This window comes from Bdellovibrio sp. HAGR004, assembly GCF_055397015.1.
This window is the reverse complement of the sequence record NZ_AP029176.1, coordinates 181,780-206,793: the sequence shown is the minus strand read 5'-3', so window position 1 is coordinate 206,793 and position 25,014 is coordinate 181,780. Positions and strand designations below refer to the sequence as shown.

The 25,014-nt window shown below is 49.2% G+C and carries 24 protein-coding genes; 11 read left to right on the top strand and 13 right to left on the bottom strand.

Annotation, left to right across the window (positions count from 1 at the left end):
• The first annotated feature begins 60 nt into the window (after positions 1-60).
• Together ACZ5ZV_RS01130 and ACZ5ZV_RS01125 are read left to right on the top strand one after the other, a co-directional pair.
• Complete coding sequence (locus ACZ5ZV_RS01130) at positions 61-2,817, top strand: hypothetical protein (RefSeq protein WP_464119450.1); 2,757 nt, start codon at positions 61-63, stop codon at positions 2,815-2,817.
• A 120-nt stretch (positions 2,818-2,937) separates the two neighbouring features.
• Positions 2,938-3,636: a hypothetical protein gene (locus tag ACZ5ZV_RS01125; RefSeq protein WP_464119448.1), complete on the top strand. Its 699-nt coding sequence runs from the start codon at positions 2,938-2,940 to the stop codon at positions 3,634-3,636.
• Positions 3,637-3,704: 68 nt separating this feature from the next.
• Here the strand turns inward: ACZ5ZV_RS01125 and ACZ5ZV_RS01120 are convergent, their stop codons facing one another.
• Together ACZ5ZV_RS01120 and ACZ5ZV_RS01115 are read right to left on the bottom strand one after the other, a co-directional pair.
• Positions 3,705-4,457 carry an OmpA family protein gene (locus ACZ5ZV_RS01120; RefSeq protein ID WP_464119446.1) on the bottom strand — a complete coding sequence of 251 codons (753 nt, stop codon included), beginning with the start codon at positions 4,455-4,457 and terminating at the stop codon, positions 3,705-3,707.
• 10 nt (positions 4,458-4,467) lie between these two features.
• Positions 4,468-5,256, bottom strand: coding sequence for a flagellar motor protein (locus ACZ5ZV_RS01115; protein ID WP_464119444.1), 789 nt, complete (start codon positions 5,254-5,256; stop codon positions 4,468-4,470).
• Between the two features lie 59 nt (positions 5,257-5,315).
• Between ACZ5ZV_RS01115 and ACZ5ZV_RS01110 the strand changes: the two genes are divergently transcribed.
• The 4 genes from ACZ5ZV_RS01110 to ACZ5ZV_RS01095 are packed head-to-tail and all read left to right on the top strand — an operon-like array spanning position 5,316 to position 8,131.
• Entirely contained in the window at positions 5,316-5,897 is a 582-nt protein-coding gene (locus ACZ5ZV_RS01110; RefSeq protein ID WP_464119442.1) for a phosphatase PAP2 family protein, read from the top strand.
• Entirely contained in the window at positions 5,894-6,886 is a 993-nt protein-coding gene (locus ACZ5ZV_RS01105; protein WP_464119440.1) for an SDR family oxidoreductase, read from the top strand. Before ACZ5ZV_RS01110 ends, ACZ5ZV_RS01105 begins: the two co-directional genes overlap by 4 nt.
• A gap of 7 nt (positions 6,887-6,893) precedes the next feature.
• On the top strand, positions 6,894-7,727 hold the full coding sequence (gene mtgA / locus ACZ5ZV_RS01100; RefSeq protein ID WP_464119438.1) for a monofunctional biosynthetic peptidoglycan transglycosylase: 834 nt from the start codon (positions 6,894-6,896) through the stop codon (positions 7,725-7,727).
• Entirely contained in the window at positions 7,724-8,131 is a 408-nt protein-coding gene (locus ACZ5ZV_RS01095) for a 2-thiouracil desulfurase family protein (RefSeq protein WP_464119436.1), read from the top strand. Before mtgA ends, ACZ5ZV_RS01095 begins: the two co-directional genes overlap by 4 nt.
• Positions 8,132-8,133: 2 nt before the next feature.
• Here the strand turns inward: ACZ5ZV_RS01095 and ACZ5ZV_RS01090 are convergent, their stop codons facing one another.
• The 6 genes from ACZ5ZV_RS01090 to lysC all read right to left on the bottom strand — a co-directional run bounded on the left by ACZ5ZV_RS01090 (position 8,134) and on the right by lysC (position 14,963).
• The gene (locus ACZ5ZV_RS01090) at positions 8,134-8,922 is read right to left on the bottom strand and encodes an ABC transporter permease (protein WP_464119434.1); all 789 of its coding nucleotides are present in this window, start codon (positions 8,920-8,922) and stop codon (positions 8,134-8,136) included.
• Positions 8,922-9,848, bottom strand: coding sequence for an ABC transporter ATP-binding protein (locus ACZ5ZV_RS01085; RefSeq protein WP_262554895.1), 927 nt, complete (start codon positions 9,846-9,848; stop codon positions 8,922-8,924). The genes ACZ5ZV_RS01090 and ACZ5ZV_RS01085 overlap by 1 nt, the downstream gene beginning before the upstream one ends.
• Entirely contained in the window at positions 9,848-11,662 is a 1,815-nt protein-coding gene (gene typA / locus ACZ5ZV_RS01080; protein ID WP_464119432.1) for a translational GTPase TypA, read from the bottom strand. The genes ACZ5ZV_RS01085 and typA overlap by 1 nt, the downstream gene beginning before the upstream one ends.
• 87 nt (positions 11,663-11,749) lie before the next feature.
• Positions 11,750-12,763 (bottom strand): tRNA dihydrouridine synthase DusB, encoded by a 1,014-nt coding sequence (dusB, locus tag ACZ5ZV_RS01075; protein ID WP_464119430.1) that lies wholly within the window; start codon positions 12,761-12,763, stop codon positions 11,750-11,752.
• A gap of 169 nt (positions 12,764-12,932) precedes the next feature.
• Complete coding sequence (locus ACZ5ZV_RS01070; RefSeq protein WP_464119428.1) at positions 12,933-13,529, bottom strand: nitroreductase family protein; 597 nt, start codon at positions 13,527-13,529, stop codon at positions 12,933-12,935.
• 51 nt (positions 13,530-13,580) lie between these two features.
• On the bottom strand, positions 13,581-14,963 hold the full coding sequence (lysC, locus tag ACZ5ZV_RS01065) for a lysine-sensitive aspartokinase 3 (RefSeq protein WP_464119426.1): 1,383 nt from the start codon (positions 14,961-14,963) through the stop codon (positions 13,581-13,583).
• 36 nt (positions 14,964-14,999) lie between these two features.
• Between lysC and ACZ5ZV_RS01060 the strand changes: the two genes are divergently transcribed.
• Positions 15,000-15,545, top strand: a complete 546-nt coding sequence (locus ACZ5ZV_RS01060) for a hypothetical protein (protein WP_464119424.1) — start codon at positions 15,000-15,002, stop codon at positions 15,543-15,545.
• Here the strand turns inward: ACZ5ZV_RS01060 and mltG are convergent.
• From mltG to ACZ5ZV_RS01035, 5 genes are read right to left on the bottom strand one after another with little or no spacing between them, the layout of a single operon-like run.
• On the bottom strand, positions 15,542-16,624 hold the full coding sequence (mltG, locus tag ACZ5ZV_RS01055; RefSeq protein ID WP_464119422.1) for an endolytic transglycosylase MltG: 1,083 nt from the start codon (positions 16,622-16,624) through the stop codon (positions 15,542-15,544). The genes ACZ5ZV_RS01060 and mltG overlap by 4 nt on opposite strands.
• On the bottom strand, positions 16,624-18,141 hold the full coding sequence (locus ACZ5ZV_RS01050) for a succinylglutamate-semialdehyde dehydrogenase (protein ID WP_464119420.1): 1,518 nt from the start codon (positions 18,139-18,141) through the stop codon (positions 16,624-16,626). The genes mltG and ACZ5ZV_RS01050 overlap by 1 nt, the downstream gene beginning before the upstream one ends.
• Before the next feature lie 3 nt (positions 18,142-18,144).
• Positions 18,145-19,173, bottom strand: a complete 1,029-nt coding sequence (locus tag ACZ5ZV_RS01045) for an arginine N-succinyltransferase (RefSeq protein WP_464119418.1) — start codon at positions 19,171-19,173, stop codon at positions 18,145-18,147.
• The gene (locus ACZ5ZV_RS01040; protein ID WP_464119416.1) at positions 19,170-20,516 is read right to left on the bottom strand and encodes a M20 family metallopeptidase; all 1,347 of its coding nucleotides are present in this window, start codon (positions 20,514-20,516) and stop codon (positions 19,170-19,172) included. The genes ACZ5ZV_RS01045 and ACZ5ZV_RS01040 overlap by 4 nt, the downstream gene beginning before the upstream one ends.
• Positions 20,517-21,893, bottom strand: a complete 1,377-nt coding sequence (locus ACZ5ZV_RS01035) for an aminotransferase class III-fold pyridoxal phosphate-dependent enzyme (RefSeq protein ID WP_464119414.1) — start codon at positions 21,891-21,893, stop codon at positions 20,517-20,519. It lies immediately after the preceding gene.
• 134 nt (positions 21,894-22,027) lie between these two features.
• Here ACZ5ZV_RS01035 and ACZ5ZV_RS01030 point away from each other — a divergent pair, with 134 nt between their 5' ends.
• Genes ACZ5ZV_RS01030 through hpt form a run of 4 tightly spaced genes read left to right on the top strand, consistent with a single transcriptional unit; the run spans position 22,028 to position 24,835 of the window.
• Complete coding sequence (locus tag ACZ5ZV_RS01030; RefSeq protein ID WP_464119412.1) at positions 22,028-22,813, top strand: hypothetical protein; 786 nt, start codon at positions 22,028-22,030, stop codon at positions 22,811-22,813.
• 34 nt (positions 22,814-22,847) lie between these two features.
• Positions 22,848-23,585 carry an outer membrane protein assembly factor BamD gene (locus ACZ5ZV_RS01025; protein ID WP_464119410.1) on the top strand — a complete coding sequence of 246 codons (738 nt, stop codon included), beginning with the start codon at positions 22,848-22,850 and terminating at the stop codon, positions 23,583-23,585.
• Positions 23,585-24,307: a tetratricopeptide repeat protein gene (locus tag ACZ5ZV_RS01020; protein ID WP_262554921.1), complete on the top strand. Its 723-nt coding sequence runs from the start codon at positions 23,585-23,587 to the stop codon at positions 24,305-24,307. The genes ACZ5ZV_RS01025 and ACZ5ZV_RS01020 overlap by 1 nt, the downstream gene beginning before the upstream one ends.
• 9 nt (positions 24,308-24,316) lie before the next feature.
• A complete protein-coding gene (gene hpt, locus ACZ5ZV_RS01015; RefSeq protein ID WP_464119408.1) occupies positions 24,317-24,835 on the top strand; it encodes a hypoxanthine phosphoribosyltransferase in 519 nt (172 codons plus the stop codon).
• The last annotated feature ends 179 nt before the right edge of the window (positions 24,836-25,014 follow it).

Here is a 25,014-nt window from a genome sequence, read left to right as displayed (position 1 = left end):
TAGAAGGGTCCAAAGCTTGCTTCCTAGGATCTTGAGGCCTTTTCACCTCAAGGAGACGCTATGAAGTGGTTTTCTAAAATCCTGACCGCAATTGCTACGATCAACATGGTGCTGGCACCTGTGGCACACGCCGTTGACTGGTCAGAAAAAGAAAAAGCACAACTGTCACAGTATCGCGACTTCCTTGAGCCCATGGGTTACACGCTTCACGTAGACAAAGAATCCAAAAAAGCCCAGGTCTATGACAAAAACACCAAAAAACTGGCGATGGAAATTCCTTTTGGCGAGGAAACTCATCTGCGTAAATTCTCTCCGAAATCCATGAATAAGATGATGATGGATGAAATGGTTCGCATCAAAAATGCCTCTAAAGCTTCCTTGTCCCACACGGTCAGGAATCTTCCGACTGAGTCTGCGATGTTCTTTATGGCTATGGGTGCGGTGGTGGCCGGTCAACTGATCACAAACTACTCGCAAAATCCTGTGGCCATGCAGCAGCACATTCAGCATCAGCTGTCTCCAATGGGTGTGTTTGGCTTTTTTGTCTTCATGTATTCCCAAGGTCTGACTTCAAACTTGCTGTCCATGTACATCAAAAATCCAAAGTTCCATCATATGATTCCGTACCTGGGGATGACCGTGGGTGCGTTCCTTCAGACCTATCTGTCGTCTGTGATTGCTGATCCCAATGTTAAAGCCTGCGCCAAATCCATGATGGGTGGAAAAATCAGTGATGCCGAAAAAGCCAATATAGACGCTGATCCATGCGGCAAGGCTTACGAGTATCTGGTGGTAAAAAAGAAGATCTGGGAATACGCGCCGGGCATCGCCTCCATGCTGATTTCCTCGGGCGTCGCGGCCTTGGGTCAGGCTCTTCTGACAAAAGTTGTTCTGCGTGTGACGGGTGTGGATATCGCGCTTTGGCTGGCTCCAGGCTCTATGCAGGTGAAGGGTCTTCGCCTACTTCTGGTAAAGGGCCTGCAAATTTCAGCTTTCGTTGCCTTGGACATGTGGTTCAACCGTCATGTCACCTTCGCTTGGAAGAATATCTTTGACGGTGCTGACTTCCACGACATGAACAAAGACATGGTCACTCAAGTTAACACCTTGAAAGCCGCCAAATGGAACAGCTCCAGTGAAGATTTGACCAAAGGCATGAAGCACTTCCATCAAAAGATGATGGACTGGCGCATGATCAATATGTCTGAAGTTTACGAAGCACACCACAACTGGTCCGAAGCTTTGAAACAGATGACGAGCATGTTTAACAGCAGCTATTCCTTCTATAGTGCTTTTGTTAATGAGATTCGCAATGCTCGATTCAACCAGTCAGCAGTCAAACCCCTGCTGATGGATACACCCCTGAACGGAGTGACTCCGCTTGATATGGCTGAAGGCCGTGAGGATTTATACCTGACGCATCCTAAGTTTGTGGAAGGCATGCAGATGGACACTGTGGCCGAAGCTGCGATCAAGGCGGAAGCTCTGGTCAAAGCCGACAAACTTAAATACTTCCCTGCACGCCAGAAGAAAACCGTGAATGATATCATCGCGGGTCTGGCCTCTGGCGATCGCGACACCATCGGCAAAGCCCTGAAGACCCTCAATGATGAAATGCGCGTGCCTGCGATGAGCACTGCCAGTCCCTATGGATACTATCACCTGCTGGCTGAAATCCGCAGCCTGATGGGTGCGCCGGAACCTATTCTTGAAAAAGGACGTGGCTTTGGCTTGGCCTTTGAGCGCTCCAGTGAAGGTGAAAGCCTGAAAGGCACAAACTACTATCGACGTGTGGGGATCTTCGCCACTCCGAAAATCACCGACTTCCTGGTCATGCAGATGGTCTGCGGGCCGGATGCTGAAATGGGAGAAAAAGTCATTAAAACCCCTCGTATCGCCGGTGCGCACACGGGCTTCCCTTCTGTCTTTCTGCCTCCACGCTTGGCCGATACCAACGACGAATTCGACGAGTGCTTCGGTATCACCCAAGGCACGACGGCGGCTCGTATCTATGGTCACCCAGTTCGCGCGGACAGCGGGAAGCAATACAAAGGCTTCGTCGAGTATTTGGTGCAGGAAGCTCGTCCCAATGTTGTGGGAACACCGTCTGAAACCAACTTCCCTCAGTGGTGGAACAAAACAACAGAATCACAAATGCAAGCCGCATTTAATGAGTTTGCAAAAAGCTATGATGAAATCGTGATCAAGATGGTGCGCAAGATCTTCAACTTAAAACGCAGCAGCTTCAACCGTGGTCCGATCTCTAACGGAATTATGAATGCCGTTTTCCAGGAAGAAAGAACCTATCTGGCGTTGCTGCAGGAACTGCTGCAACCATCGGCAAAGTTCAGTCTTGATTTTGAGTCTCTGATCACGACAACTCCCACTCACCCGGCGCTGCGTGCAGTAGAAACCCAGTTCATCGTGCTGAACAACCTGTTGAAAAAGATCGAGATCAAAAAAATCGACGGCCGCGAAGTGGTTCAATCGCCTCTTGAGAACTATCAGCTGGAAGAACAAGTGGCTAACATCCAAACGGCGCTGGCCTCTGTGGCAACATTGTTGGGAGTTGGTGATGCAGAAGGTGGAGCCGCAGTTCAACTGAACAAACAACAGCGCGACGTTGCGGTTCAGGCCTTGGAGCATCTTCAGTCTTTGGCTTCTGAAGTGATGATGTACGGATCCATGGCCAATGCCGTGAGCTGGGATAAAATCCGCAACATCAAGCGTCTCAATATGGAACAGCAGAAGTTTAATAACGAGGTTCAGGCCAAGATCTCTCAACTGAGAGGCATGGCTTTACCGGCTGCACCCTAACTGGTACGGCCTTTGAATTATAGGTAGTTGAAACAATTAAATTAAATAGGTTGCATCCGAGGGCAGAGAGAACCCAAAAACGGAGCCGCCTGTATAGTGTGTAAACACAGGAGAGAGAGCATGAAAAAGGCATTTATCATCGGAATGGCAGTCTTGGTTACAAGCATGTCTGTTTCTTTCGCCCACGCGGCACCTGCGGCAAAAGCCCCACGTGAGGTGTTGGTGGAATACGCAAAACAGGTGAAAGAGGCGGCTTTCGGAAAATCCCGAACCTCCAAGGGTTTGGATGCACAAAAGCTCAAGTCTGCTCAAGACAGCATCATTAATGAACTGAATCTTTCCGCAGGTAAAAACACAAGCCTGGCGATGGCTCTCAAAGCTGATCCAGCGAAATCCGCTCAGCGCCTGGACAATCTAGCAACAATCGTGGCTGCTAAAAAGATGGCGGCTGAAATTAGCAAAAGAGACTCCGCTGAAGGTCAGTCTATCGACGCGGCTGCGACAGCTTCTGCCACCTTCATGTCGAACTCTCACTTGACGGGGGCTCGCAGATCCGCAAAAGAGCTTTCCACTGCGGAACTGACTGAAACCACAGCCGCATTAACCCGCATGGAAACTTTGACGGATTCTATCCTGACTCGCTTCTCGAAAGCAGAAAGAGACTCTTACACTCAGATCCTGAAACGTCATGACGAGATTGTTGAATCCGCTCAAAAAGGCACTTCTGAAGAAGCTTTCGTTCAGGCTATCATGGAAGTTAAGGGCGTGGATAAAGCCAAGGCTCTTGAGTTGGTTCGCAAACTTAAAGAGTGCGTGTAGTTTAGAAAAAGAATTACTTTCTCCGAAAAGCCAAGTTCGTGCCCTTGGCTTTTTTTATTTTATGGGCATCAGATATCCAGTTTGGAGCTGTCGGTAACGATGAATATTTCGATACGACGATTCATGGCGCGGTGTTCATCCGTATCGTTGGGGACCACAGGTTTTTGATCTCCGTAAGATAATGCCACAAAGCGCTTGGGGTCCATCTTGTGATACTTCACAAGATAGCGAACCACGGCAGAAGCCCTTCCCCCAGCCAGTTCCCAGTTCGATGGAAAGCTGTTGTCCGCTATTGGAATATCATCTGTATGACCTTCCACAATGATGCGCTTTTGATTGGTCTTCAGAACATCTGCCACCTTGTCCAGAGATTCCAAAGATGACATTTTCAACTTTGCAGATCCTTCAGGAAAGAACGTGGAAGCCGCCAGCGCGATCCGCACCCCCACCGCATCGTGATAGACGTCCTGGATGGCTTTCTTTTTCTGCTCTTTATCCATGGACTTTTCCAGAGATCTTTCCACATAGTCCTCTGTCTCGCGAGGCCCCCCTTTTTTGGGGAAGTTCCCGACGGGCATTTCCAGTTCGGCCATCAGGGCACCGATACTGTCAGACGAATCACCATCTGATCCACCCCGACCCACCAAATGCAGATTCAGCTTGATGGAGTCTTCAAACTCTTTTTGCTTTTCTTCGTTCGAAGTTGAAGTGGCATACATCACGACAAAGAAAGCAAATAGCAGCGTGATAAAATCAGCATAAGAGACCAGCCATCTCTCGTGATTTTCATGCTCCTGATGTTTTTTATGTTTCTTTGCCATGCGCACAGGCCTACTTCTGATTGCTTTCAAGATAGGCGTACAGCTTTTGTTCCAAAACGACAGGATTCATCCCGCTTCCAACCAGAAGGCCGCCTTCCAGCACCATCATTTTTTCCCGGGTCAACGCCTGCACCCGACGCTTTAGTTTGTTTCCCAAAGGAAGGAACAAAAGATTGGCCGAACTCACTCCATACACAGTGGCCACAAACGCCACCGCAATCCCCGCACCGAGCTTGCTGGTGTCTGTCAGGTTCCCCATCACGTGAATCAACCCCAGAACCGCCCCAATGATCCCGATTGTCGGAGCAAAACCGCCCGCATCGATCCAGATCTTGGCACCGCCCAGAAGTTCTTCTTCCTCAGTTTCAATTTGGGTTTCAAAAATGTCGCGAATTGTTTGGGCATCAACCCCATCGACGACATTTCTAAGAATTCCCTTCAGCAAGGGATCTTGAATCGTGTTCAGACGGGATTCCAAAGCCAGCAAAGACTCTTTTTTAACGAATCGTGCACAGTCGACAATTTCATTCAAACGTGTTTTGATCTGACTGTCTTCTTCACGGAAAGCTGTTTTGGCCAGCTGTAAACCTGTCTTCAGATCCTTCTCAGAGCTTGAAACCATCACAGCTCCGACAGTTCCCGCCAAGACGATAATAAATGCTGTCAGCTGCATCAGCGAACTGACGTGCCCGCCCTCCAGAAGGTTTCCAAGCAAAATCCCACCAAAACCAACCAGAAGACCTAACCATGTTGCTTTGTCCATAGACAGAAGTGTGCCACAGGGGATCACATCTGACACTTGGACCTCACGAAGACCTAGACTTTCTGCGGGCGAAAAATTAGGGTACATTCACTCTGATGCTCGACTATATTGTTTCTCTCGATAAGAGCCTTTTTGTATTGGTGAATTCACACTGGACGGCCGCTTGGGCGGATCAGTTCTTCCCGTTCATCACAGACCTTCACAAGACAGATTTCTTTAAATTTGTTCTGGTCCCCCTGATCCTGGCGATCTTTATGTGGCGGCGCGGTTGGAAGAGGGGTTTGATTATCTTCTTCTTTGCCGTCCTTTCAGTTTCCGCCTCGGATGGTTTTGGCAACTGGGCCTTTAAAAAAACTGTGCAGCGTCCCCGGCCGGCAAACACACAGAATCTGGAGGTTCAGGTTCGTGCGCCCTTTGGTGGCTATAGCTTTGTTTCCAATCACGCGACCAATATGTATAGCTTTGCCAGTTTTACCTCGGCCATTTTCCCTCCGGCCACCATCCCTCTGTACACCCTGGCCACCGTGGTCGCCTACAGCCGCGTTTATAATGGAGTTCACTTCCCGGCCGATGTGGTCTGCGGCGGCCTTTTAGGAATCATCTTTGGTCTTATATTCGCGCGCCTTTGCAAACTCATCCTTGCACGCATTAACTCTGAAGGAACAGCCACGACATGAAAAAAGTATTAGTCACCGGAGCCAACGGATTTCTTGGAAGCTGGGTCACCCGCGCCCTGGTCGCCGAAGGTCATGATGTCTATGCCCTGGTTCGCGCCAAAAGTGATCTCTCTGAGCTGGAAGGTGTTAACTGCAAGTACATTCATGGAGATGTAACGGATGTTCATTCTCTGCTGGAAGCCGTCAAAGGCATGGATACCGTTTTTCATCTGGCGGGCGTCATCGCCTACAAAAAGTCCCAGCGTGCCCAGATGGAAAAGGTCAACGTGGAAGGCACCGCCAACGTGATTGCCGTCTGCCGCGAGCACCATGTGCGTCGTTTGGTTTACCTTTCTTCGGTGGTCGCTATCGGAGCCGGATACACTCCAGATCAGATTCTTAATGAGGAGTCCCCTTACAATATTGCCGAGTTGGATCTGGGGTACTTCCAGACCAAACATCAGGCCGAGATTTTGGTGCGTGAAGCCTGCAAAAAGAATGAAATTGATGCCGTTATTCTGAATCCCTCCACGATCTATGGTCGCGGCGACGCCAAAAAAGGCAGTCGGAAAATGCAGATCAAGGTTGCCCAGGGTCGTTTGAAATTCTACACCTCCGGCGGCGTCAATGTGGTCGCGGCTGAAGACGTTGTGGCTGGCATTTTAAGCGCTTGGAAAAAGGGGCGCACCGGCGAACGTTATATCCTGGCGGGTGAAAATATTCTCATCAAAGACCTTTTCGCTATGATCGCCCAGGAGGCTGGAGTAAAACCGCCCCAACATCAGCTTCCCAGCCCACTGCTTCATACAGTCGGCGCCATTGGCGATTTCATGGAGAAGATGGGCCTGAAGGGTCCGCTCAGCCGTGAAAATGCCTACACAGCCACGATGTATCACTGGTTTGATTCTGGCAAAGCTCAACGTGAGCTGGATTTCAAACCCAGACCGGCACGGGAAGCCATTCACAATTCAGTTCAGTGGATGAAAGATCACGGATTGGTTCGTAAATAAAGGGCGCATGAAACAGGTTTTCTTTTTCTTTCTAGGAGTTTTTTGCCTGATGGCTTTGGCCTTTGCAGCCCTGTGGACCTGGCTGCCAAGCCAAAGTGAAATCAAGGGTTGCCTGGTCACACGCATGTACCAAGTGGAACTGTGCCCGGGCTCAAAAAATTACGTACCGCTGAAACACATTGCCCCTATTCTGCAAAAGACCATCATCCTGACTGAGGATTCAAACTTTTATAATCACAAGGGCTTTGACTGGGATGCGATAGAAAAGAACGCCAAAGAAGGCTGGGAAACCGGGGTCTTCAAACGCGGTGGCTCGACCATCACTCAGCAGCTTGCCAAGAACATGTTCCTAACCAAGGATCGTACCTTTATCCGCAAAGGTCTTGAAGCCATCATCACCGATCGTATCGAACACACACTGACTAAAAAAGAGATTCTGGAAAGATACCTGAACGTTGTCGAGTTCGGGAAGGACATCTACGGAGTCAAAGCCGCAGCGAAGTACTATTTCAAAAAATCCCCGGCGGAGCTGACTGTTGTGGAGTCAGCCTTCCTGGCTATGGTGCTGCCAAATCCGGTGAAATATTCCATGTCTTATTACCGCAAGGAGCTGACACCCTTTGCGCGCAAAAGACTCAGCCGCATCGTCGAGGATCTGTACCGCTATCACCGTATTTCTGAAGAGGAATACAATGTTGCCATCGCGCAAGTGGCGTATTTCTTCCAACCGGAACCGCCACCAGAAGAAATCTTTGCTGAAGGCGAAGAAGTTCCCACCCTGCAGGAGTTGGAGAACATGGAGTCCCAGGAACAAATGGACCTGGGTGAGGAGAGCGAATGAAGATTGTTTCTGCCTGCCTTTCCGGCGTTCATTGTCGCTATGACTGCAAAGCACAAACACGTTCGTCTATTGAAGAAATGGTCCAAAACGGCGAAGCCATTCCGGTCTGCCCCGAACAGCTTGGCGGACTTCCGACACCCCGTCCTCCGGCAGAACGTATCGGGGACAGGGTTTTAACCAACCAGGGCGCAGATGTGACCGCGGAATATCAGCGAGGCGCACAGGAAGCCTTGCGCATCGCCAAACTTACAGGTGCCACTGAAGCTTTGCTTAAATCAAAATCCCCCATGTGTGGATGCGGAAAGATCTATGATGGCACCTTTAGCGGAAATCAGAAGGACGGCGACGGTGTCTTTGCCGAGCTTCTAAAGAATCATGGAATCAAAGTCACCCCGATTGATTAAGACTATTTCAAAAGTTTTTTGCGAATTCTAAAGAACGAAATGTTCATGCAGATCCAGGTTGCAAGCAACAGCACCAGAATATGCACACCGATCCAAAGTACCGGGCCTTGATGCAAGATCCCGCGCACTGCCGCCACGGCATGAGTCAGCGGGAACAGATAAGCGACATAGCGAAGACCCATCGGCAATTGTTCCAATGGGAAGTAAGTCCCGCTCAAAAGACTCATCGGCACGATCAAACCGGACGTGGAATATATGAACGAATCATAGTTTCGCGCAAAGGATGTGAAAATCATCCCGATACAGGAAAACAGTGCGCTCAGCAGGAACAATACCGGCAACGCCAGTAGAATGCGATAGGACTCTACCAGTCCAAAGAACATCGCCACAATCGTGACACCGATCACTCCAAAGAAACCTTTGCTGGCAGCCCATAAGAGCTCGCCACCAACGATTTCCTCCGGCCCCACACGAGTCAGCATGATCGTCGCATAAGTTTTCTGATGGGTCAGCTTTGTGTAGTTTCCGTAAGTTCCCTCAAAGAACGCCACCATCATCGCCGTCGAAGACAGTAAGGCCGGGAAGAAGAACTCAATATAGGACATTCCCCCCATATTATTTACGAAAGCCCCAAGCCCGAAACCAATTGCGCCCAGATAGATCACCGGCTCCAGCACAATCCAGAACAGGGACACCAGCCACGTTTTTTTAAAATAAAGGAAATTGCGGGACCAGACTTTCAAAGCCCCGTCGTTCATCTTCGGGATAGAGAAGTAATCTTTAAACTTCATTACTCATCCCTCAACTGATGACCCGCTAACTTCAGGAACACATCGTTCAGGGTCGGTTTACGAATATAGATCTTGTCACTGGCTATAAGGTCCACCACACGGCGGCCCTCTTGATTCTCTTTTACCAGAACCGAAACAGTGTCTTTAATAACTTGATAAGAGAAGCCCTCGGCCCGCAAACGGCCCAGATAATAGTTCAAATCCACCGGATTGGTGTCGAACTCAACAACCTCTTTGCCAATCAACTCACGAATCAGTTCGCGAGGTTTTCCCACAGTCAAAATACGGCCGTCATCAATGATCGCCACGCGATCACACATCTGTTCGGCTTCTTCCATATAGTGAGTGGTCAAAACCAACGTGCTTTTTTCAGACTTTAAATGTTTGAAGAAGTCCCAGATCCAGATTCGCGCCTGCGGATCCAAACCTGTGGTTGGCTCATCCAGGAAAACCACTTCCGGGGAATTAATAAGACCGCGGGCAATGGCCAGACGGCGCTTCATACCTCCGCTCAATGTTTCCACAGAGCGGTCCTGATATTCTTCCAGTTTCATCAGACGCAGCAACGCCTGCGCGCGCAGATCCGCCTCGGCAGAGGGTATATTGTGGAAGCTGGCGTAGACACGAAGATTTTCAAGAACTGTGAAGTCAGGATCAAGGCCGTCCTCTTGCGGGACGACCCCTATGCGAGATTTGATCTCGCGGTAATTTTTCTTAACGTTCAGGCCGAGAACATAAAGTTCCCCGCTTGTAACCAGGGCTGAGCAATACATCATCTTCATCGTAGTTGATTTGCCAGCCCCGTTAGGACCCAGAAGTCCAAAACATTCGCCCTTGTAAATTTCAAGATTGATTCCATCCACGGCGACCTTGTCGTCGTATTTTTTCGTCAGATCTTTAATTTCAATGGCGACGTTCGTACTCATTATTCCTTCGCTGCTCTTGCACGTTTGTGTGGATCAAGTTCACGCAAACGAAGACGGATATGCTTCGGCGTAACTTCGATCAACTCAGAGTCCTTGATCCATTCCATCGCTTTTTCCAAAGTGAATTTTTTCACCGGAACCAGGCGTATAGCTTCATCAGAACCCGAAGCACGTACGTTTGACAATTTCTTTTCGCGTGTGATGTTTACTTCTAGATCATTTTCCTTGGCGTGTTCGCCAACAATCATGCCTTCGTACACTTCATCACCGTGTTCAACCATCATGATGCCGCGCTCTTGCAAGTTCCAGATTGCGTACGCAGTTGCCATACCTTTACGGTCAGAGATCATCGCACCATTCAAGCGGTGTTCAATCTCACCACGGTAGTCATCCCATCCGTCGAACTGAGTGTTCAACAAACCAGTACCACGAGTGTCAGTCAGGAAGTCTGAACGGTAACCAATCAAACCGCGAGAAGGGATACGGAACTCAAGACGAGTACGTCCGGAACCTTTCTGAACCATGTTGGTCATCACACCTTTACGACGGCCCAACTTCTCAGTCACAGCGCCCACGTAAGCATCTTCGATGTCGATAACCGCAATCTCCATCGGCTCCAATTTTTTACCGTTTTCTTCTTTGAAGACAACAGTCGGCTTGGAAACCAGAAGTTCGAAGTTTTCACGGCGCATTTGCTCGATCAATACACCCAATTGCAATTCACCACGGCCGATGACTTTGAAAGCATCTGTGGAATCTGTTTTTTCAACACGGATCGCAACGTTGTACAAAAGTTCTCTTTCCAAACGCTCCAGGATCTTACGGGAAGTCACGTTCTTACCGTCCATACCAGCGAAAGGACCGTTATTTACAGAGAACACCATGCCCACAGTTGGCTCTTCAACACGGATACGCTCCAAAGGACGCGGATCAGTTGCGGAAGTGATGGTATCACCAATGGTGAAGTCTTCCATACCAGCAATAACAGCCATGTCACCTGCACCAATTTCCTGGGCCGGAACCTGAGAGTTCACTTTGTACTGGAACAAGGCAGAGACTTTTACTTTCTTCTGACCATTGGCCTGAACGCAAAGAACCTCGTCACCCACTTTGATAGATCCTGCGCGAACACGACCGATCGCCAAACGACCTACGTAGTCACTGTAAGAGATATTGGATACCATCACTTGCAATGGATGATTTTCTTCGATTTTCGGAGGTGGAACCAGATTTACGATAGCATCGTAAAGAACTTCCAAAGAACCTGTATTTACATTTGGATCCAGGGTCGCCATACCTTCACGGGCAATAGCGTAGATGGTGTGGAAATCACACTGTTCTTCAGTTGCATCAAGATCAATGAACAGGTCGAACAATTCGTTGTGAACTTCCTGGATACGAGCATCGGCACGGTCGATCTTGTTGATACAAACGATAACCTTTTTGCCACCCTCAAGAGCCTTTTTCAATACGAAGCGGGTTTGTGGCAACGGGCCTTCAGAAGCATCACAAAGAAGGATACAACCATCAACCATGTTCAAGATACGCTCAACTTCACCACCGAAGTCACTGTGCCCCGGAGTATCAACGATATTAACCTTGATATCTTTGTACATGAAAGACGCGTTCTTCGCCGCGATCGTGATACCACGCTCTCTTTCAAGATCCATGGAGTCCATCAAACGGTCTTCAACTTGCTCGTTGTCACGGAAAGTACCGGCTTTTTTGATCAACTGATCTACCAGGGTTGTCTTTCCGTGGTCGACGTGTGCGATGATAGCGATATTTCTAATTTTCTTTGGATCTTGAATCATATTTACCCTTCGTTATTGAAACTCTTAAAAACAAAACATATAAACTTAAACTAAAATCAAATACGGCTTCGTCAACTTTACGTTAAGTTAGCCGTGACCACCCATCAGGAATTCTTCTTCGCTGGTGTCTTCTTGCTCTACATTACCGATCCCAGCGAAAAACTCATTCGCTAGTGCCATGATTTCGTCATTGCTTTTGGATTGGAAAAGATTCTTTCGAAACTGAGCGGCTCCAGAATAACCTGTTGAGAACCAAGCTGCAAACTTTCTAAGCTGGATCCCGGTAATGTGCTCATCACAATGCGCCACAATCTCTTTCTGAAGACCTTGGAAAAGACTCACATAATCTCTCTTCACGTCTTTAACCGCCTCACCTCGCCACAAGGACAGGGCGTCCATAAAGATAAACGGATTTTTAAGGCAGCCTCGCCCAATCATGACACCGTCACAGCCGGACTGTTGCAGCCTTAGGTTGGCCTGGCGAGGAGTGAGGATGTCTCCGTTTCCAAGAATGGGAATCTTGGTATTGGCCTTAACTTCTGCGATAAAGTCCCAATCCGCAAGTCCAGTATAGGCCTGGGCCCGGGTACGTCCATGGATCGCCACCCAGGAAACGCCTTCGTTGTAAGCGATGTTGCAGATCTCGGTGGCATTGCGGGAATTGGCATCCCAACCCGTGCGAATCTTGATCGTCAGTGGAATTTTGATGGCCGCCTTTACGGTCGACACCATCTTTTGAACCGCGGCCGGGTCTTTCAAGATTGCAGAACCCGCGCCCTTCTTGACGACTTTGGGAACCGGACAGCCAAAGTTCAAATCCACAAAGTCACAACCATCGGCTTCGGCCACTTGGGCCGCTCGAGCTACGATTTCAGGCTCTTCACCGAACAACTGAATCCCAATCGGACGCTGGGATTCATCAAAGCTCATCAACTTCATCGTGCGTTCGGATTTGTACTCGATGCCGCTGGCACTGACCAACTCAGTGACAACAACACTGGCATCTAGTTTTTTGATAAAGGTGCGGAAAGCGTGATCCGTGATCCCGGCCATAGGGGCCAGAACAAAGGGATTTGTCTTTAAGGCTTCAACTGGATTCATAAGTCCGAGCGGTATATCAAATCCGCCCGGCAATAGATAGAGAATAATTAAAAGAAATCGCTAACTTATATGTTTTCCTTACCCTTTTACAAAGCCCCCTCCCAGGGAATGTGAGAAGGCTCCTGATATGAAACCATAAGTATCTGATATCACTAGAAATGGTTCGAACTCACAACCAGGTCACCCTTCCGTCAGTTTGGCGAGGCGCTTTGGGCGGCTGGTGGTCCGGGTAACCACAAACCATAGCGCAAAGAAGTTCCAGCTCCCCCCTTTGGTATTCCGGCAACTGATCCACACCCAGGAATTTATCCACATCCTCTTTGATTTCCAGTGGGGCTCCCATCGTGCAAGAGCCCAAACCTTCCACCAGACAGGCCAAATTCATGTTTTCCACAGCCATATACACAGAGCCAATGCTGGTATGATAGCGCTCTTCAGAATCATTGTGGGAATACGCAAAAATAATCACCGGCGCATCCCCCAAAGTGTAAAAAAATCTTTCTGTAAATTGATAAAGCGACGGCTTCAATCGCTGCTGTAAAATATCCTTAATCCCCAGCCAGGATTTCTGCGAGTACTGCAGGTACTCATCGCGTTTTTTGCCGGTCACAACAAAGAAACGCCAGTTCTGACGATTCTTGCCGGAGGGGGCTTGCATTCCCGCAGCCAAAATTCTTTCGATCACCTCTTTGGGAACCGCATCGGGCTTGTACTTACGAATCGAGGTTCGTGATTCCAACAACTTGTAAAATTCATTCTTTTCCATTCGAAAGTCCTCTCATGCCGCAGTGTTTATGCAAAAGGTACCAGGTACCTTCTAGGCCATTTCTTCGCTGCCTGCTTCGATAAAGCAAGAATGCAGGCGACGAATCGCCTCGGGACCCTGCTCATCAGAAACCAGGAAGCAGAAGTTGTGCTTGCTGGCGCCAAGGCAGATCATGCGCACGTTGATATCTGAAATGGCCTTGAAGATCTTTTCTCCCAAGCCGGCGGTGTGGTTGATATTGTTTCCGATCAAAGAAATCAGGGCCAGATTTTCTTCCACTTGAACATCGGCAATCTGGGAAAGATCCGCGATCAGTTTTTTATTCAGCAACGTGGAATCGTCCAGCGTCACACTGACGGAAATTTCCGACGTCGTGATCGCATCAATACTGACTTTGTGGTCATTGAAGATTTTAAAGATCTGAAACAGGAATCCATGGGCGTAAAGCATTTCCGGAGTGGACAGTGTCACGAGCACCTGCTTTTTTCTCAGTGCCATCGCACGAATCAGCGGATGATCCTCGACATCCTTGCGCACCCAGGTGCCACGCGCTTCTGCATCGAAGCTGGAGCCAACAAAGACCGGAATATTTTTACGAATGGCCGGAAGCAACGTCGCCGGATGCAGAATTTTTGCGCCAAAAGTCGCAAGCTCCGAAGCCTCTTTAAAGGAAATCTCTCTGATAGGTTGGGCTTTGGGACACAAGCGCGGGTCCGTGGTCGCAATCCCCGCCACATCTGTCCAGATTTCCAGAACGTCCGCTGACACACCTTCAGCCAGAATTGCAGCCGAATAGTCACTGCCTCCGCGCCCCAACGTTGTGGTATTGCCCTCTTCTGTCATGCCGATATAGCCCTGAGTGCAGACCACCCGCTGACCTTCACGCAGGAAAGATAGGTGCTTTTGTGCCAAGGCCGCCACTTCCGCGGTCAAAGGTTTTGCCTTGCCGAAAGAATCATCGGTGCGAAGAACTTTGCGCACATCCAAAAGCTCTGCGGTCTTTTCAGAATTATGTTTTTTCAAGACCTGCGACATGGCCTGGGTAAAGAGCAAAGAGGACATGCGCTCCCCCAAACTCACCAACGTATCCAGAGCTTTGACCGAGCAGTCCTTCAACAAATGAATCCCTTTGGCCAAAGAACTCATTTCTTCAAACAAAGTCTCCAGCAGCTTCACCGAGTCTGCCGGCAAACGCAGATCCCCGGCAATTTTAAGATGCCGCTCCTGAATCTTGGTAAGAATTTTTTCAGCATCCGGCCAGCTCTGTGTTTCAGCGGTTTTTCCCAGGGCGATCAGATCATTGGTTGTTCCGGAAGTTGCCGATACCACCACCAGACTTGATCCTTGGCGATAGCTGACCTCGGCACTGCGAAGCATACAGTCGGCATCTCCCATTGAAGTGCCACCAAACTTGGAAACTACGAGCTTTGCCACATTCACTCCTTGGCCCTTAGGCCAGGGAATATCCTAATGCGGTTAGGGTTTTTCATTCAACGACTTTTATGGCAGACTTTTTTTATGACTTCGATGGCCTCTGATTCTGCATTTAAGAAAAAAGAAATCCTGCTTATGGCGGGCCTTGCCCTGATTGCCATGGCCCTGACTGTGGTGGCTGTCGTTCCCTCTTTGCGCAGTAAAGTGAAGGACGCTTTCATCAGCACCAATCGCAAGATTGTGGCCAAAGTCGACGGGACCTTGGGTAAAAATGGACCTAAAGTAGTTATTCTAAAAATTCAAAGTGGCAGTGCTCTTTCCCTGGAAGTCTATCAATCCGAAGAACAGGGCGGGCTGACCTTATTAAGCAAGCTTCCACTTTATGAAACCCGGGACGGCTTCGTGCTGGTTCAGGGAAATGCGACCAATCTGGCTTTGGTGGATGTCGATAAGGATGGAACTTTAGAGATCGTGGCACCAACCTATGATGAACAGATGGTGCCTCGTTTGAACATCTTCCGCTTTAATTCAGACACCAGCTCCTTCGATCGAGTATCTGCTCCAGCGAACTTTGAACCTTAGTTTTTGCCGGGAGTTGGCGGGCGTTTCTGCAGGTCGCGCCAGGATTTTCCTTCACGCGCTTTACGATCCAACTGGAACTTCTGAACCGCTCTTTGGTGGCCTTTGTAATCTTCAGAGAACACGTGTGTTCCATCGTTCTGACTGACAAAGAACAGATACTGACTTTCCTGCGGTTTCACCGCCGCCAGCAGTGCCTCACGGCCCGGATTGGCAATCGGCCCTGGTGGCAAACCCGGAATCACATAGGTGTTGTAACGAGTTGGGGTCAGCAGATCTTCTCGCGTAATATTGATGACAATCTTACCCAGCTTTTCTGCCTTACCGTATATAACAGTCGGGTCTGTTTGCAGGCGCATTTTTTTAGCCATACGGTTGTGAAAGACCGAAGAAATCAAAGGGCGTTCTTCCGGCGCACCGGTCTCTTTTTCAATGATACTGGCCAAAGTCACAACCTGATGGCGGGTCAGGAACTTCACTTCCGCCTGAGGAAGAACCTCGTTGTACACATACAAGAATCTTTTTACCATATTGCTGATCAAAGCCTTGGTGTCTGTGTACTTCGTCAACATATAGGTTTCCGGGAACAGATAACCTTCCAGGCTGTCCACCTTTTCACCCAGCAAAGACTGAATCAATTGCGGATCGCGAGTCAAACGCATGAAATCCGCTGCCGTGCCGAAGCCCTGCTTTTCATAAAGGTCCGCGATTTCGTAGGTGCTCAACCCCTCGCTGACTGTAAAGCTGCGGGCGATGCTTTTTCCAGAGGTGATGGTTTCCAGCACCTCGGAAGGGATCATGTTCGTGCGAAGCAAATATTCACCGACTTTGATTTTGGAGCGTTCCCCTTTAAAGCGGGCATACAGATTGAAAAAGGTTGCGTTCTTCACAAGACCTTTTTCTTCAAGCTCTTTGGCAATGGTGGCAAATCCTTTACCGGGTGTGACTTCGTATACCACATCCATCGCGGTGTCGCTGGGACGGGAATGCGAGAACTCATACGCCAGGAAAGCCACACCACCGCCCAATGAGGCCAGCAGAATCACCACCGCCAGAACCAAAACCAAAATCGTCTTTTTCATTACTTCATATCCAAGTTCATGCCCGGCAAGATTTTTGTCGGATCAAATGGAGTTGCATCCTCAAGACTTGCCACAGGCACCGTGCAATACTGAATTGCAAAATGCGCTGACGGACGGTCATTGCCGGATTTACCCATTCCACCAAACGGCAAGCGAGAGCTTGAGCCATTGGTTGTGCGATTCCAGTTCAGAAGGCCGACGCGTGCTTTATGCAAAGCCTGATCGTAAAGCTCTTTGTTTTTAGAGAAGAGCGCCATCACCAGTCCGTAACCCGAGGAATTCACAATGTTCATGGTCTCATCAAAGTTGTCACTTTGATAGATCGCCACATTCGGGCCAAAGATTTCACTTTTTTGATAAACACTGTTTGGATCAAATTTGTTCACCAAGTGAATGGATGGAGTCACATAGTAACCCTTGTGCTTCAGATCCAGCGCCTTACCGCGCATCAGGCTTTCACAGTTCTCGCGATTGGCGATTTCCTGGAAGCGGATGTATTTTTCCACCGCAGCCGCATTGATCAATGGACCCATGAACGTGTTTTCCGTCCAGTGACCGATCGTTAGTTTTTTGGCCGCCTGATAGAATCTCTCCGTGAACTCATCGGCAATCTTCGGATGCAAGATTATACGACTGGTACAGGAACAGCGCTGACCGGCGGTCATATAAGAGCCCACAAGGCTTTCGTAAATCGCCTTGTCCATGTCTGCATCATCCCAAACGACCGTGGCATTCTTACCGCCCATTTCCAGCGCCAGGATTTTCCAGTAGTGATTCAAGGTCTCTTGCTTAATCTTCAGTCCCACTTCGTAAGAACCCGTGAACAGAACACCGTCCACATGTTCACTTGCCACCAAACGGCCGCCGGCTGCGCCATCACCCTGTACAAGGTTGAATACACCCGGCGGGAACTGAGCTTTTTCAAACATTTCGGCCATGAACTGACCCACGGCGGGCGTCTGCTCAGAAGGTTTAAACACAACCGTGTTCCCCGCGATCAAAGCCGGAATGATATGCCCGTTGGGCAGATGCGCCGGGAAGTTGAAAGGACCTATGACCGCCATGACTCCACGAGAACGATAGCGGATCACCCCTTCCACCTGCGGAAGAGCATTGGCAATACGTTCTTCAGCAACAAGCTTCAAAGAATGATTCAAGGTAATGTCGATCTTGGCACCCAGGGCTTTGGCTTCAGTCAAGGCCTCCCAGGTCGGTTTCCCTGTATCACGGGAAATGATCTGCGCCATTTGTTCGGCGTGAGTGTCATACATTTCTTTCAGACGAAGCAGATAGCCACGACGCTCATCCATCGTCAGCATGGACCAAGGCATGTAGGCCTTCTTCGCGGCAACACAGGCCTCATCAATGTGATCGTGCTTAAACGGCACCGTCATGACCGTGTCGTTCAGATCGGCAGGACTGATGTCTTTGAACTCGCCGTCCCCTTTGGTTACCGGAACAAAACGTCCATTGATAAAGTCACCTTTGTAATTGATTGGAAAGATGGTGGTGCTCATTTTCTATTTTCCTCTATTGTAATTAAACGGAGACATATAAACTTCTTCACCCAGCTCCACGCCCAGGAGTTGGCGCACTTTCGGAGCCAGAGCCACTTCATGACCGCGAACATCTGCGGAAGCCAAAGAAGCACGGAACTCTTCACTGGTTGTGGCAACCAAGCCCTGCTCTTTGTAAGCGGCATCTTTAAATTCTGTGACCGTCAGACGTCGGCCTTGTGTGATAGGCAGAATCTGGGACACATTTGCGCCATAATGAGGACCGCCGTCGAAAGGGTCCACTTCGTCCAGATAACTAAAACCAATGCTTTCCAAAAGATGCTGGGCCGGTTTTGTGGCTTCACCGACACGCCCCAGAACCAAACGGGCCTTAGCATCCAGAAGGCACAAATAGATGTCATCCTGCGGGAACAGACTTTCAATAAACTCTTTGTGCGACTGGCTTAGAAGATCCGCTTCTTGATAAGGAAGACCGGTGAATCGGCGGCCCAGAGCCTCCCAGAATTCACTGCGCCCTTCATCCGTCAGCGGCGGCGTCAGTTCACACAGAACTCGATCCTCGAACCGTTCCGGATAAAGTCCCATGTACAGGAAACGCGCCAGACTGATTTGTTTACCCAGCTTTTCGGGACGACGGCGATAGGTTTTATCAACAAGAAGTCCTCCGATTTCTGTTGGACCGTCAAAATCCAGCTGAAAGCGCAAAACTTGATGAATAAAGCCCACTCCCAAATCCTGAGAGAAGTGATCGCGTTTAAAGATCTTAAAATAGCTGTGAGGAACTTCTTCGTTTCCGTGCTTTGCCAGCACCAAAGAACTTCCCACTACCAGTTTTTCTTCCACGTCTTCAAGAACAAACAGATACTCGGACTGTGTTTTGGTCAACTTGCCGGCGAAAGACTGCTCACTGCGATCAATCTTTTCGCCAATCACTTTTTTATCACCCGGCAGGTTCAAAAGATTAAACTGCTTTGCCAGATCCACCAGTTGACTCAAATCATCGTGTCGCACCGGTCGCACTATAAAACTCATAGACAAAACCTTTCGATGACTCGTTTATAAAATTCAATGGCCTTGTGCAGATCCTCAATCGCCACATGCTCTTGCGGAGTGTGCACATTGCCCTCCCGTCGCCCCGGACCGAAGCAAATGCATTCAATACCCACGCGGGTAAAGATGCTGGCTTCGTTGGTTGAAGCTTGAGTGATGGGTTTGTCATCCAAACCCATATCCCGCAGCTCATCCAGGCACCCCTTCGCCAAAATGGAAGTCACTTCGGTGCGGAAGGGTTTTTTGTAATCATTCACTCGGAACGTCGCCCCGTTGGCTTCGCACACTTCACGCAGACGATTCATCCAGCCCTCGTAGATTTCGTGCGTGATCACCGGAGGAATACGGCACGAACCGGAAATCTGGATGTCTGTTTCATTGGTGCGAATCAACCCGATGTTCAACGTCGGTGTACTGGGATAAAAATCCTCATCCCTGTATTTCAGGAACTCCTGTTCCAGAGCTTTTACCGCCCGATAGATATTGGCAATCTTTCGGGAAATTGGCTCTGAAATCGGCGTCACCATGTCAATCTCCAAGAACGCGTGACTGGGAACGGTGTTAAAATTAATGCCGCCGTCCATTTCCATGACATTGACCGAATCCGGCAACATCATCAGATATTCAAACATTTTGGCAATCGCACTTTCACCCAAATGTGGCATCGAAGAATGCGCCGCCTTGCCGCGGAACATCTTTGATTGCGTCGAGGTGCTCTCGCGCAGGTTGTGCTCCTCACGATAGCGCATCTCCTCGTCCGAGAAAGGCACATGGATTTCCACACTTGCAAAACCCTTGGCGGCATTGATCACGCGCAGATCACTGGGCTCCCCAATCAGAGCCATTTTTGCAGAGATCTTGTTTTTGCGAATCAGCTTCAGCGCCCCCTGCATCCCGGATTCTTCCCCGAAAGTTCCCACCAGGACAGGCGGCAGGCGCCACGCGCGATTCTTTCCAAAAGAAGCCAGCGCCTCCAGTTTGCACAGGAAGTCCAGCTTCACATCCGCTGCACCCAAGCCATAGATTTTTCCATCTATGATATGAGCATCAAAAGGATTGGCTCCAGTTTCCGTCCACAAAGCAAACGGCCCCGGGTCCACCGTATCCAGATGTGTCTGCAACAAAAATTCGCCGCTGGGTCTTTCCGCCGAAGGCCGGGCAATCACATTGGCCTGCTCCAGCTCCCCCACGACTTCTTCCTGTTCCTCCACGTGCAATCCGCGCTGACGGCAGAAAGCCGCCACCCACTTGGATAATTCACGATTGCCGTGAGTGGGTGTGCTATCAATTGCAATCAGCTGGCGGCAGGCTTCAATGAAGTCCAACTAGACTCCTTCAAGCAAAGTTTTTTCGATCGCTTTAAGTGCGATGTCGATGTCAGCATCTTCAATGATAGCTGGAACCAGGAAGCGCGCGCGAACCGGGTCTTTACCACATGGGAAGGCAATCACCCCGTTGTGGAAAAGTTTGTTCAAAAACGCATTCACACTTTCTTTTTTTCCGTCATGCGGAGTGAAGGCAATCATCAGACCCATACCGCCGGCATCCTGAGCGATGCCTTTGCAGGATGTTTCATTCAGGCGATTGATGCCATCGATAAAACGTCTGTGAATTTGGTTGATGCGACCCTGAGGCCCCAGGAAGCCTTCGCCCAGCATATCCAGCATTTCCATACCCGCGCTTAAAGACGGAGTGGAGCCCGAGAACGTCCCGGCGATCAAACCTGGTTTTGGATTGTAGTCTTCAGTGTAAAGAGTCGCACCCACTTGCGCGGTCTTTGCGATCGTGCAGATGTCGATGTACTGACCGATATCCAAAGTTTCAAATGCAAAGTATTCACCCGTGCGTGTGAAGGTCTGAACTTCATCAGCCCAGATCGCGATATTTTTGGACTTACAGAAATCCAGAAGTGGGATGAAGAATTCACGAGGAGCCGCCTGATAACCGCCCTCACCCAACATTGGTTCAAAACCGAAGACAGAGATATTGCCTTCATGTTTTGCCACGTGTTCTTTCATCACGTTTAATGCTTTTTCGCCGGATTTTGGATCACGTTTGTCATAGAACGGCACGCGCAGAACTTCGTGATATTCAGGCAAACCCTGCTTGTAGGCCGGGTTGTCAGTCACTTCAGCCATCATTGTGGAACGACCTGCAAACGCATCCTTAAAGCCCATCACAAAACGCGCTGGAGAATTTTTTTGACGGGAAAGCTTCAGAGCGTTTTCGTTGGCCATCGTCCCGCAAGTGGCGATCCAAGCGTACTTCAAGCGACTTTTCTTGCTGGCCAGCTTTACGATCTTTTCTGTGAACAAGCGGTATTCATTGTTAGGCTGCAAGTTTCCTTGAGTCAGAATGTCAGCCAAAGAACCACGAACAGCAGCAGCGATCACGCGTGGGTGAGAATGTCCCATCAAGTGAATGCCGATACCATTGATCAAATCCAATTTGATGCTGCCATCTTCAAGCTCAACATAAGGGCCACGACCGGCACCAGTCCCCATGTATGGATAATGCAAGGGACGTCCGCGGAACTGACCAGCCAGATCGACTTTTTGTTTTCCAGAATCCTTAAATTCATCCAGAGGAGCGCGAATGCCAGTGATCTGGGCGTTCAGCTTTCCAACTTCGCCAACAAGATCCTGAATCATGGATTTGATTTTATCGGATTGCTGTATCTGATGACCTACAAGAGAACTCATAATACCTTTCGCGGGTCCAAGATGACCGGACCCATTGTTTTTTTGAAATGCCCGTCTAGTTTACTCCCGGGTCAGGACTAAGACAAGCCACGCCCTAGACATGAAGAGACTTTTATCTGTAAACTTTGAAAGCTATGTCGAACTTAAAAATGCTCTCTGTGTTCTTTCTTTTTCTGATTTTGCCCTCTCTGGGCGCGGCGCAATCTGAAAGCTCTGCAGACCTTTTTCAACAGGGGACTCAGTTTTACGTAGCCAAAGACTACACAAAGGCACAGGAAAGTTTCACAAAAGCTCTGGAAAAAGACCCACACAATGCGACAATTCTGACGAATCTGGCTTTGACGGAGTTCCACCTGGATCACAAGCCTTTGTCCGTCGGCCTTTTGCGCAAAGCCTTGCACACGGAACCAGAACTTCCCACGGCTGTGGCTGGACTAAAGTTTGTTCTGTCACAAATGCAGATTCGCGAAGTGCCTCGCCAAATCGAAACCTATGAGACGTTGCGTGTGAATCTGCTGCAACCCGTCCCGTTAACGGCCTATCTTGTTCTTTCCACTCTGCTTTTCTTTGCTGCGGGCTGGCTTCTATTGTCCTATGCCGGCCGCCGTCGCCGCGCCCTGCTAGAGGAAAAAGCTCTGCCCGGATTCCCGACAATCGCGGCCCTTCTGACCTTGGGTTTTGTGATATTTACAGGGCTTCTGGCTTTGAAAATTTATGACTCTTCCATTCTTCGTGGCACCATCATCGAAGAGAAAGTCGCATTACAAACCGCCCCAGGTGAAAATCAGGTCGCTATCCTGGATTTATTCGGCGGCATGGAAGTTATTGCGCACACCACCCAGGGGGACTGGGTGCAAGTCACTTATCCGGGATCACTTACCGGCTGGATTAAAAAATCCTCACTGCTTTTGACGCGTTGACAGCTGGACCTTGGTCAAAATATGATTTACCTCTATGTTGAAAACGCTCCGAGTCATAGTCATTCTCGCGGCTGTGGGAACTCTTGTTTCCTGTGCCTCCACTGAAAAGAACTCCAATACGCCGGAGGGGGCTTTCGCCATTGCGGAAGAGTACGACAAGTCTGAGCGTTTTGAAGAGGCCATCCGTCGCTACACCGAAGTAAAAAACAAGTTCCCATACAGCAACTTCGCGACAAAAGCAGAACTGGCGATCGCGGATGTTTACTACAAACAAGAATCCTACGCTGAAGCGCAAGTGTCCTATCAGATGTTTAAAGAGCTCCACCCGACAGTTCCCAATGCTGATTATGTGCAGTTCCGCATCGGCATGAGCTACTTCAATCAGCTGCCTTCCACGATTGATCGTGATTTATCTTTGGCCAATGACACGATCCTTAATCTGTCTGATTTGATTAAGAAATATCCAAACTCTGAGTACGTCACGGAAGCCAAAGAAAAGCGCACGGCTGCAATCAAAATGCTGGCTGAAAAAGAAGAGTACATCGCGGACTTCTACTTCAAACGCAAAATCTTCGACAGTGCCCTGGGCCGCTATGAAGGTCTTTACAACAACTTCCGCGGACTGGGTTTTGATGCCAAAGCCCTTTCTCGTGCCAGCATTGCCGCCCACAGAATCGGCGATACGGCGAAAGCCAAAAAGTATGAAGAGATTCTGGCTCGTGACTTCCCTGGAACTCGCGAACTGAAAGCCGCTGAAAAGGAGCTTGAGTAATGAACGCTCTTCATGACGACATGCTATCTGAAGCCCGTGGATATTTTATCAACGGCAACTACAAGATGGCCGAGCCGATTCTGAATCAAATGCTTCTGCAAAACACCCGCAACCCGGAAGTTTATCAGATGCTGGCAACGATCTTTTACGACAAAGGCCAGTTCAGCAAGGCGATCAAAACGTTCCGTCGCGCTCTGGAAATTGACCCAACTTACACCGATGCCAGCGTGGGTCTGTCCATTATTTTGAACGATCTGGGCAAATACGATGAGGGCAAACAGGTTTTCCTGGATGCTCAATCCCAGCTGGAAAAGAAATCCGGCAAGCAGGATCCGTTTGTGGACGAAAAAATCGCCTCCAAACACGAAGAATTGGCGGATCTTTACTATCAGTACAAACGCTACAACGAAGCTCTTGAACAGCTTTTGAAAGCGCAGAAGCTTTCCAGCAGAAAAGCTGAAATCACCATGCGTATTGCCGAAGTTCACGTTCAGTTGGGCCAGGCGGATCGCGCGGTGAAGGATCTCAAGGCCCTGATCCGTGAATACCCACACCTTATTCCAGCTCGCCTAAAGCTTGGGGCGATCTACTACAATTCAAACAATATTGCTGAAGCGACCGAACAGTGGGAGAATATCCTCATTCGGGATCCACAACACCCCGAGGCTTTGCGCTATTTGAAAATGGCTCAAGCTGCTGGCATCACTTCCATCGATTTGTAGAGGCACAACATGGCACAACTTAAAGATCAAATGGTCCCTTTCCTGACAAGCGAAGAAATCTCTGAACTTGTTTCCAACCTGGCTTCCCAAATCGAAGCTGATTACGAAGGAAAGGATGTTGTGTTTATCTGCCCACTGCGCGGCTCGATTCACTTCACTGCGGATCTGATGCGTAAAGTGGATCTGCCTCAGCAGGTGGATTTCGTGCATGTTCAGGCAGTTGAACGTGGTGGCGCGATTAAAATCGTTAAAGACATCTCTGTAAATATCGCTGGCAAACATGTGATCGTGGTTGAAGAAATCATCGACACCGGTCGCACACTGAGCTTCCTGCGAAGCCGTCTGTTTGCTTCCGCTCCGGCATCCTTGAAAATCGTGACCCTGCTGGATAAGCCTGCTCGCCGTGAACTGCCAATCAAAGCTGACTATATCGGTAAAACAATTGAAGACCGCTATGTCGTTGGTTACGGCATGGATTCAGAAGAACTTGGCAGAAATTACCCTGATATTTACGCTCTGAAGAACTAAGATTCGACCTGCATGGGAATCCTCATGCAGGGTCCTTTGACCCTCTCGACAACCAGGTCCTGACTAGGACACTACGACGTTGACGACGAAAAGAATAACTACACAAAAAGCATAGAGAAAAACAAGGTGCTTAGGCATGCTGAGAAGTCTCCTAAGGCCCAATCTATTCAGTCTTAGGA

What these genes read in the sequence shown, in the direction of transcription:
- ACZ5ZV_RS01130 (WP_464119450.1), top strand. Translation starts at nt 61, where the DNA reads ATGAAGTGGTTTTCTAAAATCCTGACCGCAATTGCTACGATCAACATG.
- ACZ5ZV_RS01125 (WP_464119448.1), top strand. Translation starts at nt 2,938, where the DNA reads ATGAAAAAGGCATTTATCATCGGAATGGCAGTCTTGGTTACAAGCATG.
- ACZ5ZV_RS01120 (WP_464119446.1), bottom strand. Translation starts at nt 4,457, where the DNA reads ATGGCAAAGAAACATAAAAAACATCAGGAGCATGAAAATCACGAGAGA.
- ACZ5ZV_RS01110 (WP_464119442.1), top strand. Translation starts at nt 5,316, where the DNA reads ATGCTCGACTATATTGTTTCTCTCGATAAGAGCCTTTTTGTATTGGTG.
- ACZ5ZV_RS01105 (WP_464119440.1), top strand. Translation starts at nt 5,894, where the DNA reads ATGAAAAAAGTATTAGTCACCGGAGCCAACGGATTTCTTGGAAGCTGG.
- mtgA (WP_464119438.1), top strand. Translation starts at nt 6,894, where the DNA reads ATGAAACAGGTTTTCTTTTTCTTTCTAGGAGTTTTTTGCCTGATGGCT.
- ACZ5ZV_RS01095 (WP_464119436.1), top strand. Translation starts at nt 7,724, where the DNA reads ATGAAGATTGTTTCTGCCTGCCTTTCCGGCGTTCATTGTCGCTATGAC.
- ACZ5ZV_RS01090 (WP_464119434.1), bottom strand. Translation starts at nt 8,922, where the DNA reads ATGAAGTTTAAAGATTACTTCTCTATCCCGAAGATGAACGACGGGGCT.
- ACZ5ZV_RS01085 (WP_262554895.1), bottom strand. Translation starts at nt 9,848, where the DNA reads ATGAGTACGAACGTCGCCATTGAAATTAAAGATCTGACGAAAAAATAC.
- typA (WP_464119432.1), bottom strand. Translation starts at nt 11,662, where the DNA reads ATGATTCAAGATCCAAAGAAAATTAGAAATATCGCTATCATCGCACAC.
- dusB (WP_464119430.1), bottom strand. Translation starts at nt 12,763, where the DNA reads ATGAATCCAGTTGAAGCCTTAAAGACAAATCCCTTTGTTCTGGCCCCT.
- ACZ5ZV_RS01070 (WP_464119428.1), bottom strand. Translation starts at nt 13,529, where the DNA reads ATGGAAAAGAATGAATTTTACAAGTTGTTGGAATCACGAACCTCGATT.
- ACZ5ZV_RS01060 (WP_464119424.1), top strand. Translation starts at nt 15,000, where the DNA reads ATGCGGTTAGGGTTTTTCATTCAACGACTTTTATGGCAGACTTTTTTT.
- mltG (WP_464119422.1), bottom strand. Translation starts at nt 16,624, where the DNA reads ATGAAAAAGACGATTTTGGTTTTGGTTCTGGCGGTGGTGATTCTGCTG.
- ACZ5ZV_RS01050 (WP_464119420.1), bottom strand. Translation starts at nt 18,141, where the DNA reads ATGAGCACCACCATCTTTCCAATCAATTACAAAGGTGACTTTATCAAT.
- ACZ5ZV_RS01045 (WP_464119418.1), bottom strand. Translation starts at nt 19,173, where the DNA reads ATGAGTTTTATAGTGCGACCGGTGCGACACGATGATTTGAGTCAACTG.
- ACZ5ZV_RS01035 (WP_464119414.1), bottom strand. Translation starts at nt 21,893, where the DNA reads ATGAGTTCTCTTGTAGGTCATCAGATACAGCAATCCGATAAAATCAAA.
- ACZ5ZV_RS01030 (WP_464119412.1), top strand. Translation starts at nt 22,028, where the DNA reads ATGTCGAACTTAAAAATGCTCTCTGTGTTCTTTCTTTTTCTGATTTTG.
- ACZ5ZV_RS01025 (WP_464119410.1), top strand. Translation starts at nt 22,848, where the DNA reads ATGTTGAAAACGCTCCGAGTCATAGTCATTCTCGCGGCTGTGGGAACT.
- ACZ5ZV_RS01020 (WP_262554921.1), top strand. Translation starts at nt 23,585, where the DNA reads ATGAACGCTCTTCATGACGACATGCTATCTGAAGCCCGTGGATATTTT.
- hpt (WP_464119408.1), top strand. Translation starts at nt 24,317, where the DNA reads ATGGCACAACTTAAAGATCAAATGGTCCCTTTCCTGACAAGCGAAGAA.